The sequence below is a fragment of the Bdellovibrio bacteriovorus genome (assembly GCF_041888015.1).
Classification (GTDB): domain Bacteria; phylum Bdellovibrionota; class Bdellovibrionia; order Bdellovibrionales; family Bdellovibrionaceae; genus Bdellovibrio.
In genome coordinates this window covers 734,722-748,746 of sequence record NZ_CP168968.1, presented here as the reverse complement: position 1 = coordinate 748,746, position 14,025 = coordinate 734,722, and the positions used below count along the sequence as shown (strand labels likewise).

The 14,025-nt window shown below is 49.2% G+C and carries 12 protein-coding genes; all 12 read right to left on the bottom strand.

The features are described from left to right. Positions 1-28 precede the first annotated feature (28 nt). The 12 genes from rpoN to ACES2G_RS03640 all read right to left on the bottom strand — a co-directional run bounded on the left by rpoN (position 29) and on the right by ACES2G_RS03640 (position 14,021). A complete protein-coding gene (gene rpoN / locus ACES2G_RS03695; RefSeq protein WP_374001367.1) occupies positions 29-1,462 on the bottom strand; it encodes an RNA polymerase factor sigma-54 in 1,434 nt (477 codons plus the stop codon). Between the two features lie 59 nt (positions 1,463-1,521). Beyond that, complete coding sequence (lptB, locus tag ACES2G_RS03690; RefSeq protein WP_347357027.1) at positions 1,522-2,244, bottom strand: LPS export ABC transporter ATP-binding protein; 723 nt, start codon at positions 2,242-2,244, stop codon at positions 1,522-1,524. Continuing rightward, positions 2,241-3,242 carry an LPS export ABC transporter periplasmic protein LptC gene (gene lptC / locus ACES2G_RS03685; RefSeq protein ID WP_347357026.1) on the bottom strand — a complete coding sequence of 334 codons (1,002 nt, stop codon included), beginning with the start codon at positions 3,240-3,242 and terminating at the stop codon, positions 2,241-2,243. The genes lptB and lptC overlap by 4 nt, the downstream gene beginning before the upstream one ends. A 119-nt stretch (positions 3,243-3,361) precedes the next feature. Next, complete coding sequence (locus ACES2G_RS03680; RefSeq protein WP_347357024.1) at positions 3,362-3,952, bottom strand: biopolymer transporter ExbD; 591 nt, start codon at positions 3,950-3,952, stop codon at positions 3,362-3,364. Further along, complete coding sequence (locus ACES2G_RS03675) at positions 3,952-4,428, bottom strand: ExbD/TolR family protein (RefSeq protein WP_374001366.1); 477 nt, start codon at positions 4,426-4,428, stop codon at positions 3,952-3,954. Before ACES2G_RS03675 ends, ACES2G_RS03680 begins: the two co-directional genes overlap by 1 nt. A gap of 12 nt (positions 4,429-4,440) precedes the next feature. Then, complete coding sequence (locus ACES2G_RS03670) at positions 4,441-5,106, bottom strand: MotA/TolQ/ExbB proton channel family protein (protein ID WP_347357020.1); 666 nt, start codon at positions 5,104-5,106, stop codon at positions 4,441-4,443. A 31-nt stretch (positions 5,107-5,137) separates the two neighbouring features. After that, positions 5,138-7,273 carry an AgmX/PglI C-terminal domain-containing protein gene (locus tag ACES2G_RS03665; RefSeq protein ID WP_374001365.1) on the bottom strand — a complete coding sequence of 712 codons (2,136 nt, stop codon included), beginning with the start codon at positions 7,271-7,273 and terminating at the stop codon, positions 5,138-5,140. After that, a complete protein-coding gene (locus tag ACES2G_RS03660) occupies positions 7,270-7,575 on the bottom strand; it encodes a hypothetical protein (RefSeq protein WP_374001364.1) in 306 nt (101 codons plus the stop codon). Before ACES2G_RS03660 ends, ACES2G_RS03665 begins: the two co-directional genes overlap by 4 nt. Positions 7,576-7,597: 22 nt before the next feature. After that, entirely contained in the window at positions 7,598-8,446 is an 849-nt protein-coding gene (locus tag ACES2G_RS03655) for a tetratricopeptide repeat protein (RefSeq protein WP_347357015.1), read from the bottom strand. Then, on the bottom strand, positions 8,446-11,652 hold the full coding sequence (locus ACES2G_RS03650; RefSeq protein ID WP_374001363.1) for a tetratricopeptide repeat protein: 3,207 nt from the start codon (positions 11,650-11,652) through the stop codon (positions 8,446-8,448). Before ACES2G_RS03650 ends, ACES2G_RS03655 begins: the two co-directional genes overlap by 1 nt. 3 nt (positions 11,653-11,655) lie before the next feature. Continuing rightward, entirely contained in the window at positions 11,656-13,233 is a 1,578-nt protein-coding gene (locus ACES2G_RS03645; RefSeq protein WP_347357013.1) for a tetratricopeptide repeat protein, read from the bottom strand. Further along, positions 13,230-14,021 (bottom strand): outer membrane beta-barrel domain-containing protein, encoded by a 792-nt coding sequence (locus tag ACES2G_RS03640; RefSeq protein ID WP_374001362.1) that lies wholly within the window; start codon positions 14,019-14,021, stop codon positions 13,230-13,232. Before ACES2G_RS03640 ends, ACES2G_RS03645 begins: the two co-directional genes overlap by 4 nt. Positions 14,022-14,025 lie beyond the last annotated feature (4 nt).

Here is a 14,025-nt window from a genome sequence, read left to right as displayed (position 1 = left end):
AAAAACCCTCTTTTCAGAGGGCGTTTTTTTAGAAGTATTTTTTGCGCTGCGAAGATGGCAGGATCTTCAGCACATCACGATATTTCGCCACCGTTCGGCGGGCGATCTGAATCCCTTCCACCTTCAGAAGATCCACGATCTTCTGGTCAGACAATGGGTTCTTCGGATCTTCCTTCGCGACCAGGTCCTTGATTTTGATTTTCACCGACTCAGAAGCCAATGAATCCCCATCAGAAGAACTGATACCAGAGTTGAAGAAGTATTTAAGTTCGTAAATACCCTGTGGCGTATGCACGTATTTCGCTGTCGTCACACGGCTGACCGTGGATTCATGCATGCCGATATCGTTGGCGATATCACGCAGGACCATCGGCTTCAAGTGTTCGGAACCCTTTTCAAAGAAGTCGCGCTGATGCTTCACGATGGATTCTGTCACTTTGTAGATCGTGCGCTGTCTTTGATGGATGGACTTAATCAACCAGACCGCAGAACGCAGTTTTTCCTGGATATAGTCTTGAGTTTTATCTCCGGTGGTTTTTCCACCCTTAAGCATATTTTTATAGAAATTGGAAATCTTCAGACGCGGCAACCCATCTTCGTTCAGGGAAACAACATAGTCGTCACCCACTTTGTAAACGTAAACATCCGGAGTCACATAGTGCGTGTCACTGCTGACAAAAGCACGGCCCGGTTTCGGGTCCATGGCGTAGATAATCTTGCAGATTTCCACAATATCTTCCACGTCACGGTTCAAGGCCTTGGCAATAGCCTCGTAGTTTTTCTTTTCCAGATCCTTCACGTGATTTTTGATCAGCGTTACCAAATCATGGGTGTCTTCTTCCATGTGTTTGGCCTGGATCAGAAGACATTCCTGAAGATCACGAGCACCCACGCCCGGCGGGTCGAATTCGTGAATCAGGGTCAGCGTGTCTTCCAGCAATGATAGATCGACCTTTTCCTCTTCCGCGATTTGCTCAAGAGGAACCTTGATATAACCGTCATCATCAATAGCGCCAATTAAGGCGTCTGCAGCTCTTTCCTCTTCTTCAGAGAAACCGTTCATTTTAACTTGCCAGTAAAGATGATCGTGCAGGGTTTGAGACGCCGTGATGATGTTCTCATAGTTCATGATTTCTTCAGAACCGGCCATGCCGGACTGAGGCGGCTTTTGATTGGCTTCGATGTAGGATTCCCACTCGAATTCGTCCTGCTTTTGCGGGTCCTGAATATTCTGCTGATCCGGGGCCTCGGAATGCTCCACTTCGTTGGCAGCTTCCTTGGCTCTTTGCAGGTCTTCTTCTTTCAGAGCCTCTGCCTCTTCCAGAATAGGGTTTTCTTCCAGCTCCGAGCGAACAGCCGATTCCAACTCCATGCGCGACATCTGCAAAAGCTTGATCGCCTGTTGCAGCTGCGGAGTGATCACCAGAGACTGGCTCAGGTTCATCGTCTGTCGAAGAGCCATTAATTTTTCCCTTTCCTAAGAAAACTGCTGAGCTGGAGGCAGATCGCCTCGCACAAGCTTTACAGCTTAAAGTTTTCGCCGAGATAGAACTTACGTGCCAATTCGGAATTTGCAATTTCGTCCGAGCTTCCGCTGACCTGGATCTTCCCGTCCTTCAGTATATAAGCATAATCACAAATGCCCAAAGTCTCACGCACGTTGTGATCGGTAATCAGAACTCCTATACCTTTGGCCTTAAGTTCGCGGATGATATTTTGAATGTCGGCGACCGCGATCGGGTCAATCCCGGCAAAGGGTTCATCCAAAAGGATGAACTTCGGAGATCCCGCCAACGCCCGGGCGATCTCCACCCGACGACGCTCTCCCCCTGACAGGGCATAACCATAGCTGTCCCTGATATGGCCGACATGGAAGTCACCAATAAGCTGCTCTAGCTTTTCAGAGCGTTGAGCACCTGAATAGCCGTGGGCTTCCAAAGCCACCGTGATATTTTCTGCCACTGTCAGCTTACGGAAAATGCTGGGTTCCTGAGCCAGATAGCTCAAGCCCACGCGAGCCCGCTTGTACATCGGTTCTTGCGTGATATTTACCTCATCCAGATTGATCGAACCTGCATCCGGCTGGACCAGTCCCACCACCATATAAAAGGAAGTGGTCTTCCCCGCACCGTTCGGCCCCAGCAGACCGACCACCTGGCCGGATTCCACTGAAAAAGAGGCGCCATCAACGACTTTGCGTTTTTTGAAAGATTTAGAAATGTCTTTGATGGTGAGCATGCTCATTGATCTTTATTCTCCACCTTGGCCCGTACTCTTTCTACCTTAACCTTTTTTCCGCCATCGAGAAAGATGATTTCCTCGCCTGTCAGCTCATCATTATTCTGAATCACTTTAGGACGGCCCTTGAAGGTGTATTTATTCGCTAGCAGGTCCAGATCCACATTTTCTGCGGTCGCAAATTTATCCACGTCACTGACTCGAACCCCGCCTTTGATGGACACCGAGCTCAGAATATCTGCGCCTTTGCCATACATGAAAGAGGCCTCAGGTCCTTCCAGTTTCATATTATCATAGCTCATGCGAACGGCCCCCAAGAAGCGGGCCTCGCGGCTTTTGCCACTGAACTCTGCTCCATCCGCCACAATATCGAAGGACTTTCCATCCTTCATTGGCTTTTGCGCCGTCACTCGCTTTTCAATCAGCATCTTGGACTGATCCACCAGCACTTTCATACTGGCTCCCTTCAGGAACAAGGCCGCTCCGGAAGAATCCTTGGGGCCTTCCATCAAAACCTGTTCGGGACTTTCAATTCTACGGGTCCTTGAAGAATAAAAAATCGATGACGTCTTGAAAACGTAGCCATTCTCGGACTTCGTCACCACATTTCCAATAACACTCAGATCCTTGGATTTGGAATCAATGGAACCCTCGTCTCCGGTGACGGTGAATTCCACCTTTTCCCGGTTATAAAAAAGGACCCGAACCTGCTTAAGCTTCCAAGTGCCTTCCCCCTGATTCCCTTCAGCGGAAACGGCGAACAATTCCCAATCGCGAGTGCCGGATTGGCTTTCAACCAAGTGAACTCCACCCATGCGCTGTTCCGCCAAGGTGGAGGGTGTCGGAGCATCTTTGTTCTTTTCGGCTTCTTCTTTTTGACGTTCAACGCGAGCGCGGACTTCAGCTTCGTCCTCATGCTCCAGACGTGCCGGGAAAATGATAAGAATCTCGACAAACAATGCGAGAAGCAGAACCAGAAAAATAATATTCTTATATTTACCCATAACTGAAAGAAAGCTTAAACTATCCCGCAGGATCGGTCAAAAAGGATCGCCTAGCCGGGCTGCATAGAGCGAAAAAGAAAAAGGCCCGTCACTCGGGCCTTTTTTAGTACTCATCTCACTTAATTTGATGTCGACTCCTGCGGAAGCTTCATAACAGCGAAATTGATCTCGCTGGCCCCGGCTTCCGTGACGGTGTACATCACTTTTTTCACCGTTCCGAAATCGACGCCCTTATCGGCCTGAACAGTCACCTTGCTCCAGGCATTCGGGTCTTCCTCAGTCTCTCCGCGCGCTGTTTCCACCACGTCGCGAATTTTATTCTGAAGTTTGCTGTCCTGCTCAGCCTTGGATTTCTGCAAAGCATCCACCAACTGGTCTTTCAACTTTGCGATCATCCAGTCTTCCTGGCCTTTGACTTCATCAAAGGTCGCCACGACTTCTTTGTCCAACAAAATTTCCTTGTTGGAGATCGTCACAACGTGGGATGGCTTCAACTCACGAACAGAAGCCGCTTTTGGCAGAACAACTTCCTTCGGGATATAAAGAATTTCACCCGTCGCATTGTAGTTCTGCAAAAGGAAGATAACCAGAACCGTGAACATATCCACCATCGCCGTCAAAGACAGCAAGGCAGTCACGTCGCGTTTCCCTTTTCTTTTGCTTAAAATATTGTGGTAGCGATGACGCTCACCCGGTCTGAAGATGGCCATTATTGTGGCCCTCCCGTCGCAACAGAGATCGCTGAAAAGCCTGCAGCCAGACAGTTATCCATTGCTTTAATCAGTTGTTCATAAGGAATGACGTCTGCAACCGAAACAATCGCGTCCACTTTTTCAGGATACAGTTGCTTTACACGTTGCAGTTGCGCCACAAGACCTGCTTCATCAAATTGTTCGTTCACCATGGGAAGACTGATGACTTGTTTCCCAACAGTTAAAACATAACCAACTTCCTTCACATCCACTTTCAATACCACATCGGCATTCGGCGGAGGTGTCGGGCTTGGCTGCGTGTCCGATTTCTTCCCATAGAGGGAACTACCAATTTGAATCATAGACACTTGGGTCCAAACGGCCGTGATCAGCAAGAACGTGATAAGAACGCTCATCAAGTCGATGAAAGGCACGAGATTTAACTCGATATTCTTTTTTCTGCCGCTGGAATCGCCACTATCTATGTGAGCCATAGAAAACCTCTACTAGTCTTTAATCTTTTCTCTATTTGCAACAACAAGATTCAAAAGACTCATGCTTGTTTCAACAACTTCGTTTTCAGTTTTTTGAATGCGATGCTGGAACAAACCGTAAGCAACGATGGAAATGATCGCAACCAAAAGACCAAACGCCGTACAATTCAGGGCGTGGGAAATACCTTTGGAAAGCTCCAGAGCTTTGGTTGCCGGATCGGCAGCTGCCACCGCACGGAAGGAACCGATCATACCGATGATCGTACCCAAAAGACCCGCAAGAACCGCAACGTTACCAAACACGGCAAGGAAGGAAGTCCAGCCTTCAACTTTAGGCATTTCACGCATAACCGCTGCGTCCATGGCCACTTGCACTTCTTCATCCGGGCGTTTGTTCATCGCCTGAACCAAACCAGCTTTCACTGTGTTTGTAAGGGGAGCCGGACGAGCATCACAATAGCTGATTGCCTGACGAAGGTCACCAGCGACAACCATACGGAAGATCTGGTCAGTGAACTCCTTTTTGTCCACGGAAAGATTTTTTAGCTTCATCATTCTTTCGATGATCACAAATAGCGCCAAGATAGCGATAACTGCGATCACGTACATGACGAAACCACCCTCAGCGAAAGCACGCTGGATGAAATTCATGTTGTCTACTGTAACTGTTGGGTTCACGAGAACTCCTCCTTAAAAAACTTTATAAAATTTAATTAGCCTGGTTCAAAACAAACGGATACGCCTGAACTTCTGCAGTCATGCCCGTCGGTGGTTCCGGGAACACCCAGCTTGCCAGACGGCGGCGGATACATTCCTCCACCTCGCCATTGCCCAAAGTGGAGCTAACCACTTTCACATTGCGCGCCTGACCCCGTTCAATGATCTCCCATCCCAGAATCACTTTACCTTCCATCTTACGACCCTTTTCCAAGGTATTCAGAGCACGCTCATAGCAGCTCTTCACTTCATTCAACTTGGAACGAATCACACGACGGATGGCTTCCTTATCAATAGTCGGATCGAAGGACTCTTCGTTCCCGCCACCTTCAATAGCAACAGTTGTTTTAGAGCCAAAGCCTTCAGCCGCACCATAAGCTGCCTGACCTGACCCACGACCTTTTGTTCCGATCCCGGCAATACCTTGAGTCGCAGTTCCTTTACCGCCGGCTCCGGCGTCTTTGAACTTGGAACCCAGGTCATCACCGGCACGGTCTTCATTGAAACCGGAAGTCCCCGTGGCTTTGTCCGCCATCCCCAGAACTTCACCGGCTCCAGAATAAGCCTTATCAATATTGGCACGGCTTCCACCGCCACCAAAGGCACTGAACAGACCCACTTTAGACAGATCTTTGTTCGAAGATTGAGCATTTGCTCCGGCGGTATTTCCCGTCTTCACAGCACCACCCTGACGAGTGGACGTGAATTTCTTCGTACGATCCTTGGCATTTGGTTTCGGAGCCACTTCACTTGCCCGTGCAGCCACTTCATTTTTAGCAGCGGCATTCTGAGCCTTGGCACCTTTCTTCTGCGCATCCTTATTCTGATCCGCAACAACCACTTTCTTAGGTGGTGGTGGCGGAGTCGGTGTCGCCACTGGTTGTGGTGGCGGCGTTGGCGGCTGCGGCGGAGGAGGTGTCGGTGTTGGCGTCGGAGCTGGCGGTGGATTGTTGAAAACCACCTGAGCAATACGCTGCACTTCTTCCTGCTTGTTTTCCTGCCAGTCCTTGGGAGTTGTGGCAGAGATATACAAAGCCAGCAAACCCACCATGATGAGTGACATCAGAACACCCATCGTCTCGGAACCCGACAACATCAGCGGAGGCAACATTGGAACCGTTGGTGCCTGTGGCACGAAACGGATATAAAGACAGATATTCCCACCCGGCAAGGTGATACAAAGCATTTCGTTTTGATCAACCCGCACGCTGTAACCAGCTCCACCCTTTTGCGCTTTTCCGGTTTTCACCAGATCTTCCGCATACTGGGTGCCTGAAGAGGTCACCAGTTCAGATTCCATTTCACTGGTGGTGTTTACACGCAAGCCGGCTGACATATCCAGCAGGGCATAACCGCGCGGAACCAGTCCTTCTGGCAAAGCCACTTGCTGATCACCACCCGTATTCACACGAATGGTCTTATTGCCCTTGAAGTGGTAAGTCGTCAGAACACGTTCTTTCCAAGCAACAAGCACTTCTACTGTAGAACCTTTGCCCGGTTTCAAATGAGTCTTCAAATTTCTAATTTCACTCGGCGGAGCAAAGGTTTTGCTCTTCTTGACCTTCTTATAAGAATTGCGTTCTTTGCGAATCTCCGGCTTTACCGGAACTGATGTCAAAACAGGTTTTTCCTCTGCCTTCGCAGTTTCCGCTGGGATCACTGGTGTCACCACGGGGATAACCGGAGTGACTTTGATTTCCTCAGTCTTCACCACCGCAGCCGGAGGCATGGAGGGTTCTGGTTTCGCAGGCGGAACCTTAACTTCAACAATCGGTGCCGGGGTTTCGTCTGCCATCACTGGCGCTGCGCCAGGAACCATTTTTGGTTTTGGCACACCGACAAAGAAAGCAATGCGGAAAGGTCCAACTTCGATCTCATCCCCAGAAGAGATGGATTCATCCAGCACAGCCTGCCCGTTTTTGAAAGTCCCTTGCGAAGACCCCAAATCACAGACATACCATCCATTATCGCGAAGTTCGATCAGGCAGTGAATCGGAGAAACGCCATCGGCGTCCAAATCCAGATGCACTTCAGCGTTGTGCCCGACCACGATCTGATCCTGGTCAAACTGCTTCACGCCCACAAGCTGATTGTTTTTGAAAATTCTAAAAATTAACGGCGATCTCAATTAGCACCCCGAACTCGCTGTATATCCTCTGTTGTTCTTCTCATCTCGGGTAAAAAGTTCTCTCTCAACTTGATCAATCTCTTGTAGTTGAAATTCTTCTTTTGGAAGAGATAAAAAAGCTCTGGCTTCTGAGTCGAACCTTCAACCAATTCGTCTTCGAAGCTCAATGTCGCCTTTTTCTTGGCGGTTGTCGTCGTCGTTGTGGTTGTGGTCGTGCTGCGGGTCGTGGACTGCGCAAGGCTTACTTCATAAACCAAAAGCGCCGCTAGCAAAATTGTAATGTGTTTTAGGTATCGCAACATAGTCTTCACCCGACCCTTCACTCTATTTTAAACCAGCTTTCGCCTTATTTTCCAAAGCAATAATGCGATTACGGCTATCAGCAGGCCCACCTACAAACTTTAGTCTGTTAATGACTTCCAAACCGTCCTGATACTTCTTCATGTGATCCACAAGAAGAATTGCGTAATTAAAAAGCACTTCCTTGCTGTTCGCATTGTCTTTCAAGGAGTTTTTGTACAGCTCTTCTGCACGATCCAGCTTGCCTTGTGCCGTCAATGCAATCGCATAGTTGTTGAGAACTCTCGGATCTCGGACGCCTTTACGATAAGCTGTTTCCAAAACCACATTGGCCTTATTGTAGTCGCGTTCCTGGACGTAAATAGCACCCAGATTAGCCGCAGCCACCGCTTCATCATTGTTGATTTCAAGTGCCTTGCGGAAGGACTTGATTGCATCCCGGCGTTCACCCTGCGCCAATTGAACAATGCCCATATTTGAATACAGTTCCGCAGTTTTAGGGCTGGCAGTGATCGCCTTCCCCAGAAGATAGCGGCACAGATCAAAGCGACTGCGCTTATAGTGGTACATCGCCAGTGCATTCAAGGCGCGAGCATCATTCGGAGACTGAGTCAGAATCTGCGTGGACGCCTGATAAATTTTCTCGTCACTCTGGGACTTGATAGCCTCATTCAACGAAGCGTACTGAGACGGCGCCGGAGGTGTCACCGGCCGAACCGGCTCTACTTTTTCCAGATCCTTGAATTCGTCCACTTCCGCGCGCGGAGCCTCGGACACTGTCGAAGTCTTGGTCTCTTCCTTAGTTTCCTTTGTGGGGCTGGATGAACAAGCCGCCAAAGCCAACAGAGAAAAACAGGTGATGATCTTTTTCATTATTGACCTATCCAATTCACTAGACGAATGTCAGATCCCACTTCGCCACCGTTATAGTAGTTTTTCGGATCCAGTTTATTCATAAATTCATAAGCGGATTTAAAGCCGGCATTATAAACTTCCAGCTCCAGACCGCGATCCACAGTGGCTTTATAGCTTTCACGAGCCTTCACATTGAACGGTTCCGCGAACTTTTCAACACCAGCTTGATACTGCTTCGTCTCCTCGGCATTCAGACCGGCAGGCAATGGTGCATTCAGGATTGAGTGCCCCATGTTTAAGTTGGCATCGCCCAGAATCGAAAGGGAGCTGACGATTTCTTCGGCGCTGTCAAACTTGATCACTTCTGCCAATTCCCCCGTCAAGCGAGTCAGCAAAGCGACCTTCTTGTCGGCAGCCGCTTTTTGTTTGGCTGGATCTTTGGGGAATGTGATGGCCTTCATTTCCTTATAAGTGTCTTCCGCATCGCTCAACTTCAGCTTGGCGGCATAAGAGGCACCGACACCTTTTTTATTTGGTGCGAAACGTTTTTGGATAGCCAAAGTCTTCTGCTTCCATTCCTGAGCACGGGTTGTGGCACGCTGACGAGCCGACAACTCGGACACCCAGTAGGCACTCTCCACCACTCTTTCCTGATCACGACCGCCACCTTCCACATATTCGGTGTAACGGGCAATCGCAGCCCCGGTTTGACCGGCTTTACGATGGATCTGCGCCATACTGTACACAGCCTCAATGTTGTCGCTGTGCTTTTTATTAATCTTGGTGAAATCCGTATAGGCCCGGATCGCTTCATCCGTCTTACCCAAGGCTTCATAAAGAACTGCGGCGTTGAACAGCAAGTTCGGAGCCAACGGATCTGTCGGACTTTCCTGGGCGGCTTGCTTGTAAAGCTTCGCCGCTTCTTCAAACTGAGCGGAATCCTGATAAAGTTTTGCCAACAAACGACGGGATTTCGGTTTTAACTTATCTGCCGCCGGATCTTTGGAGTTCAAAACACCCTGATAAGACGCAATAGCCGGACCATTCATCCCGGCGCGCTCATAGTTGACGGCCGCATTAAAGGCTGCCGTGGCTGCCAGGCTGGACTTCGGATTCTGTTTTGCGAAGGATTCAAACACCTGGGCACTGTCTGCATACTTCTTTTCAAGTTCCAGATCCTGACCACGTTTGAAGGACGCCTTTTCCATCACGCCGCGGATATCCGCGCCGGCTTTGGAGGAAGCAATGCCCGGAACAGCCAAAAGCTCGGCTCCAGTTTTTTCCAGTCCCGCATAGTCCTTGCGCAGATTGTAGATATCCAAAAGCAAGTTCGCGGAATATTCCGCCTGCTTGGTATTAGGATACTGCTTTACGATCTCGCGGAACTGAGTGGTTGCCGGATCGAAGTGATTGCTTTGATAGTAAAGACGACCGATACGGAATTTGATTTCCGGGGTCTTCTCGGATGTCGGGAACTTTTCCACATACCACTGACCCGCTTTGATGAAGCGATCCACCTTCGGCTCCAAAGGAACCGGGTCCGTCGACTCACCCACGCGTCTTTGCATTTCCTGATCAGATGGAATGGATCTTTCCACAGAAAGAATCAAGTTCTGTGCGGCTTTGCCGTAAAACTTGCTTTGTGGAGCATTGTCCACAATCCATTTGTACTGAGCCCCAGCCTCATCATATTTAGCCATATCGTACAGCAATTCACCGAAGTAGAAGTGCATGTCCGCGGCATTGGCAGAATCCGGGAATTCACGAAGGTACAATTGGTAACCTTCATAAGCCTGTGTCTGAGAGAACGCCGCCCGGGAGTTCTGAGCGGTCTGATGCTGTTGCAAAACATAGTTACGCAGCGTGGTTTCACGCAGCTTGTACGAGTTTTCCACCAGCTCTTTGTTGTTCTTATTCGCGGCATACCAAGCACCGGACGAATCATAGTCCTTCACCCAGCCGTAAAGCTCGGTTTTAAAGCGCTGGGTGTTTTTCGCATAGAAATAGTTTTGAACAATTTGGTATTGGTACTCAAAGGCCTTCGGTGCCGTTGGATTTTGAGAAATCAGAAGCTTAAAGACTTCTCGAGAACCGTCTTTGTTACCGCGGTCGGCATACTGATAAGCCAGCTTTTCCAGGTATGGACTGTAGTTATTGCCAACCAGATTCTTGAAGTAGTTCGCCGCATTGTTCGGATCGCCGCCTTCCGCATAGAAGACAACGATATCACGCAAAGCTTCACCTTCAAGACGGTTGCGATTGACCTTCATACGGCTTGCCAACTGGTCCCCAGTTTCAGCCTTGCCCGCTTTGATGATGTACTCAAGATAGCCCATCGCCTGCTGAACCTTGCCCAGACGGAACAAGCACCAAGAACCCTTGTACAGAGCAAAGGTGTGCAAACGATGTTTCTTTTCTTTGATCAGGTGGGAATACTCTTTGTAAGCATTCGCCCACTTTTCATTTTCAAAGTAATACTCTGCCAGGGCAAAGTGCGCTTCACCCACAAAAGGTGAATTCGGATAACCCTTGGTCAGGCGCTCGTAGTACTCAGCCCCTTTTTTAACATCCCCCAGCTCGAAGTAGTTATAACCCAGGAAGAACAGGGCCTGACTCATCTTCTCATCACGAGGGAAGTCGCGCTGGAACCATTCATAAAGCTGAACGGCTTTTTTATTATATTCGCGGGCATCCGCCGTATCCAAACGCGGTTTGCTTTTGGTTTTACCGGCCTGGAAGGCACGAAGCTTGGCATCGTATTCATCCTGTTTGCGAGAATCGATGATGCTGGCTTTTTCAACGTACAATTCCGCCAGACGCAACCACAGTTCCCCGCGGTTCGGACTGGATTTGAACTTTTGTGTCAGCTTATACAGTTCACGGATCTGCTGATCCAGAACACGTTCATATTCGGCCTTATTACCACCACCGGCGTCTCTTTCCATGATTTCAGAAGAGCGCGGCGGCTTTACAGATTCCAGATTGTAATTCTGAACATCCTGCTTAAAGCCCATGTTCGTGGATGGCAGGGACGTGTCCGTTTTGGACATCTGCACCTTGCCGCCCCGGCTGCTTTCGCTGGCCTGAGACAACAGTTCACCGACTGTCTTTTTCTTCACAGTTTTGGTGGTCTTCACCGTCTTCGTCTGGGCCTGCGTTGCAGGCGCCGCCAGAAGAAAGCTTAAAAATCCTGAGACAAGAAGTTGATGCCTGTTGAATTTCATATATTACTCGCAGCTTTGTTTTCCAAGGTAGTGGTAGTTTCCAACTTCATCGAGCCAGTATTCGCCTTGGAACGGATAGTACTCATAACCATTTTCGATATAGAACTTACGGTTGACGTTTTCGTCGATCTGATCTCCGCTGATGTCCTTACCGGCAATTTTCTTTTTGATGCTTTCCTTACGACCCGTGATCATCTCGTAACGGATGAATCCGGCCTGCTCGTAAAGATCACGCAGTTCTACGCGCATATTCAACAAGTGGGCTTTGGCCATATCGCCAATGGCAAACTTGGTGTTCTTGCTGCGATTTGCGAGAATCTTAAGGGAATACTGGCCCAACGGAGACGCACGGAAAGAGGAGTTGGATTCCACACGGTGTCTTTCCTGAGTCAGCTTTTCCAGATAATTCATGGACCGCTTCACATCCCCCTGATCCAGAACATTTCTGAGGACAATGTATGGAAGACGAAGATTCGCGGACTTGTCGGTTGTCTTCATCAAGTGGGCTTTTTCGATCTCACTATAGAAGGAACCCGCCTCGTTGGTGGACTTCAGGAAATCCCCGATCTTCGCGCGAACCGGTCCATATGTTTTTTCAAACAAGCTTAGGACTTTTTCCATCTCGTCGTACTTACAGATGTACAAGTAAACGATGGCGCGCAGAAGTAAACTCTCCGGCATATAGAAGTCTTCGTAATATGCCGAGTGGAGAGTTTGGAAGTTACTTAATGCCGAACGGAACCGCGCCCCGCGCAGCATCGCCCAGCTTTGTTCAAAGACAGCGTCATGCCACATCAGGGTATCACGCGGCACCTGGGAATAAGCTTCTACAGCCAGATCCCAATCCTGCTTTTGGTACAATGCACGCGCCAGACCCATCTGAGCTGCCACTTTGTTCGTGTCAGTCACTGGAGCCTTACGGCGAGCATCGAGCATCTTATTAAAGGTCCCAATGGCCAAAGATGTCTGGTTGGCTTCAAGCTCTGCCAAGCCTTTGGAATACAAAGCCTGGAAGTAATAGCTGCTGGTTGAGCTGACTTTACCGAAGAGCTCTGCCGCCTTGGCAAAATCACGGTTTCTTAAGCGAATTTCACCCAAGCGGTAATTGATCATGTCACGAAGGTTTGCTGGGAAGTCGTTCAAGTCCACACGGGAAACCGCATAATTCAGGATCGTATCATCACCCAGTGTATCGGCCACCACAGACAGCTTTTCGATGGCCATCTTGGAGTATTTTGGGTGCTTCATACGAATCACATCCACAAACTGGAAAGCCGCTGTTTGGTACAACTTCAGCTCGACCAACATAGTTCCCAGGATGTACTTGATCTGAGGTCGTTCCGCAGTCAGTTCAGAGCGACGACTCAGCGAAAATAAGGCATTAGCCGCAGATTCATACTGCCCACCTTGCGCCATGCGCAGAGCATTGCTCAGTTGGTTTCTGAGCGTCGCTTCGCGGGAGTTGCCCGGCACAGCCGAGCTGCGCGCAGGTTGCTTCTTCAACGTCTTTCGCTGTTGCGCATCCCCGATAACCGGAGTCACGATACTTGCTGCAATCAGGAGTAGTAATAATTTCTTCATCTGTAGCTAGCCTCCGGGAAGAACCAACTCATACCCACGGTAAGGAAGAGGTTGTTGAAAGAGTTTGTCGAACCGTCGATGCCTTTGGCGTTAAAGAAGTTCCAACTGAAATCCCAGCGCAAGGCATAGGCTTTGCTGATGGCAAAGATCTGACCCGTCGCCAGATGAATGGTTCCGGCATTTTCGCCAGACTGAGTGTTCGTCGTTCCATAACCTGCAGAGAAATACAGATCGAACGGAATGATCTTTTCATTGAACCAGGACATTTTTCCGTACACCGGAATGTACATCAAATCAGCCCCGATGAAAGACTTTGGATACACAAGGTTTTCAGTGGAAACCCCTTGAATCTCTCTCAGCTCATCAGTTCCTTGGCGGTTAGAGGTCGTCAAACCGAAGTAATTTAGTTCCAATCCCCAGCTTTCGCTCATGAAGTAGCTGGCTTTCGCCACGCCCCCGAACGTCAGGAAGAACGGATCATTGGTCACAGTTGTCAGACCTCCGAACAACTGGAAACGGCCCGTTTTAGGAAGGAAACGTTTTTGAATAACGGAAATTTCCTGAAAAGGAGCCAAACCACCCAGACCTGAGAAATCAGTCAGTGTATTGTCTTTCGGAGACGTTTCCTGATAGGAGGGCACTGAGTTAGTGATGGCCGGACGTGGAGCCTCTTTTTCAAGCTCCATCTCGATAACGTCCAGCTCTTCACCTTCTGATTGAGCCTGTGAAAGCCCCGGAGCCAGCAGAGTCAGCAGCAGTAACAAAGAAGAGATTTTTCTATTTAACATCTGT

What these genes read in the sequence shown, in the direction of transcription:
- rpoN (WP_374001367.1), bottom strand. Translation starts at nt 1,462, where the DNA reads ATGGCTCTTCGACAGACGATGAACCTGAGCCAGTCTCTGGTGATCACT.
- lptB (WP_347357027.1), bottom strand. Translation starts at nt 2,244, where the DNA reads ATGAGCATGCTCACCATCAAAGACATTTCTAAATCTTTCAAAAAACGC.
- lptC (WP_347357026.1), bottom strand. Translation starts at nt 3,242, where the DNA reads ATGGGTAAATATAAGAATATTATTTTTCTGGTTCTGCTTCTCGCATTG.
- ACES2G_RS03680 (WP_347357024.1), bottom strand. Translation starts at nt 3,952, where the DNA reads ATGGCCATCTTCAGACCGGGTGAGCGTCATCGCTACCACAATATTTTA.
- ACES2G_RS03675 (WP_374001366.1), bottom strand. Translation starts at nt 4,428, where the DNA reads ATGGCTCACATAGATAGTGGCGATTCCAGCGGCAGAAAAAAGAATATC.
- ACES2G_RS03660 (WP_374001364.1), bottom strand. Translation starts at nt 7,575, where the DNA reads ATGTTGCGATACCTAAAACACATTACAATTTTGCTAGCGGCGCTTTTG.
- ACES2G_RS03655 (WP_347357015.1), bottom strand. Translation starts at nt 8,446, where the DNA reads ATGAAAAAGATCATCACCTGTTTTTCTCTGTTGGCTTTGGCGGCTTGT.
- ACES2G_RS03650 (WP_374001363.1), bottom strand. Translation starts at nt 11,652, where the DNA reads ATGAAATTCAACAGGCATCAACTTCTTGTCTCAGGATTTTTAAGCTTT.
- ACES2G_RS03645 (WP_347357013.1), bottom strand. Translation starts at nt 13,233, where the DNA reads ATGAAGAAATTATTACTACTCCTGATTGCAGCAAGTATCGTGACTCCG.
- ACES2G_RS03640 (WP_374001362.1), bottom strand. Translation starts at nt 14,021, where the DNA reads ATGTTAAATAGAAAAATCTCTTCTTTGTTACTGCTGCTGACTCTGCTG.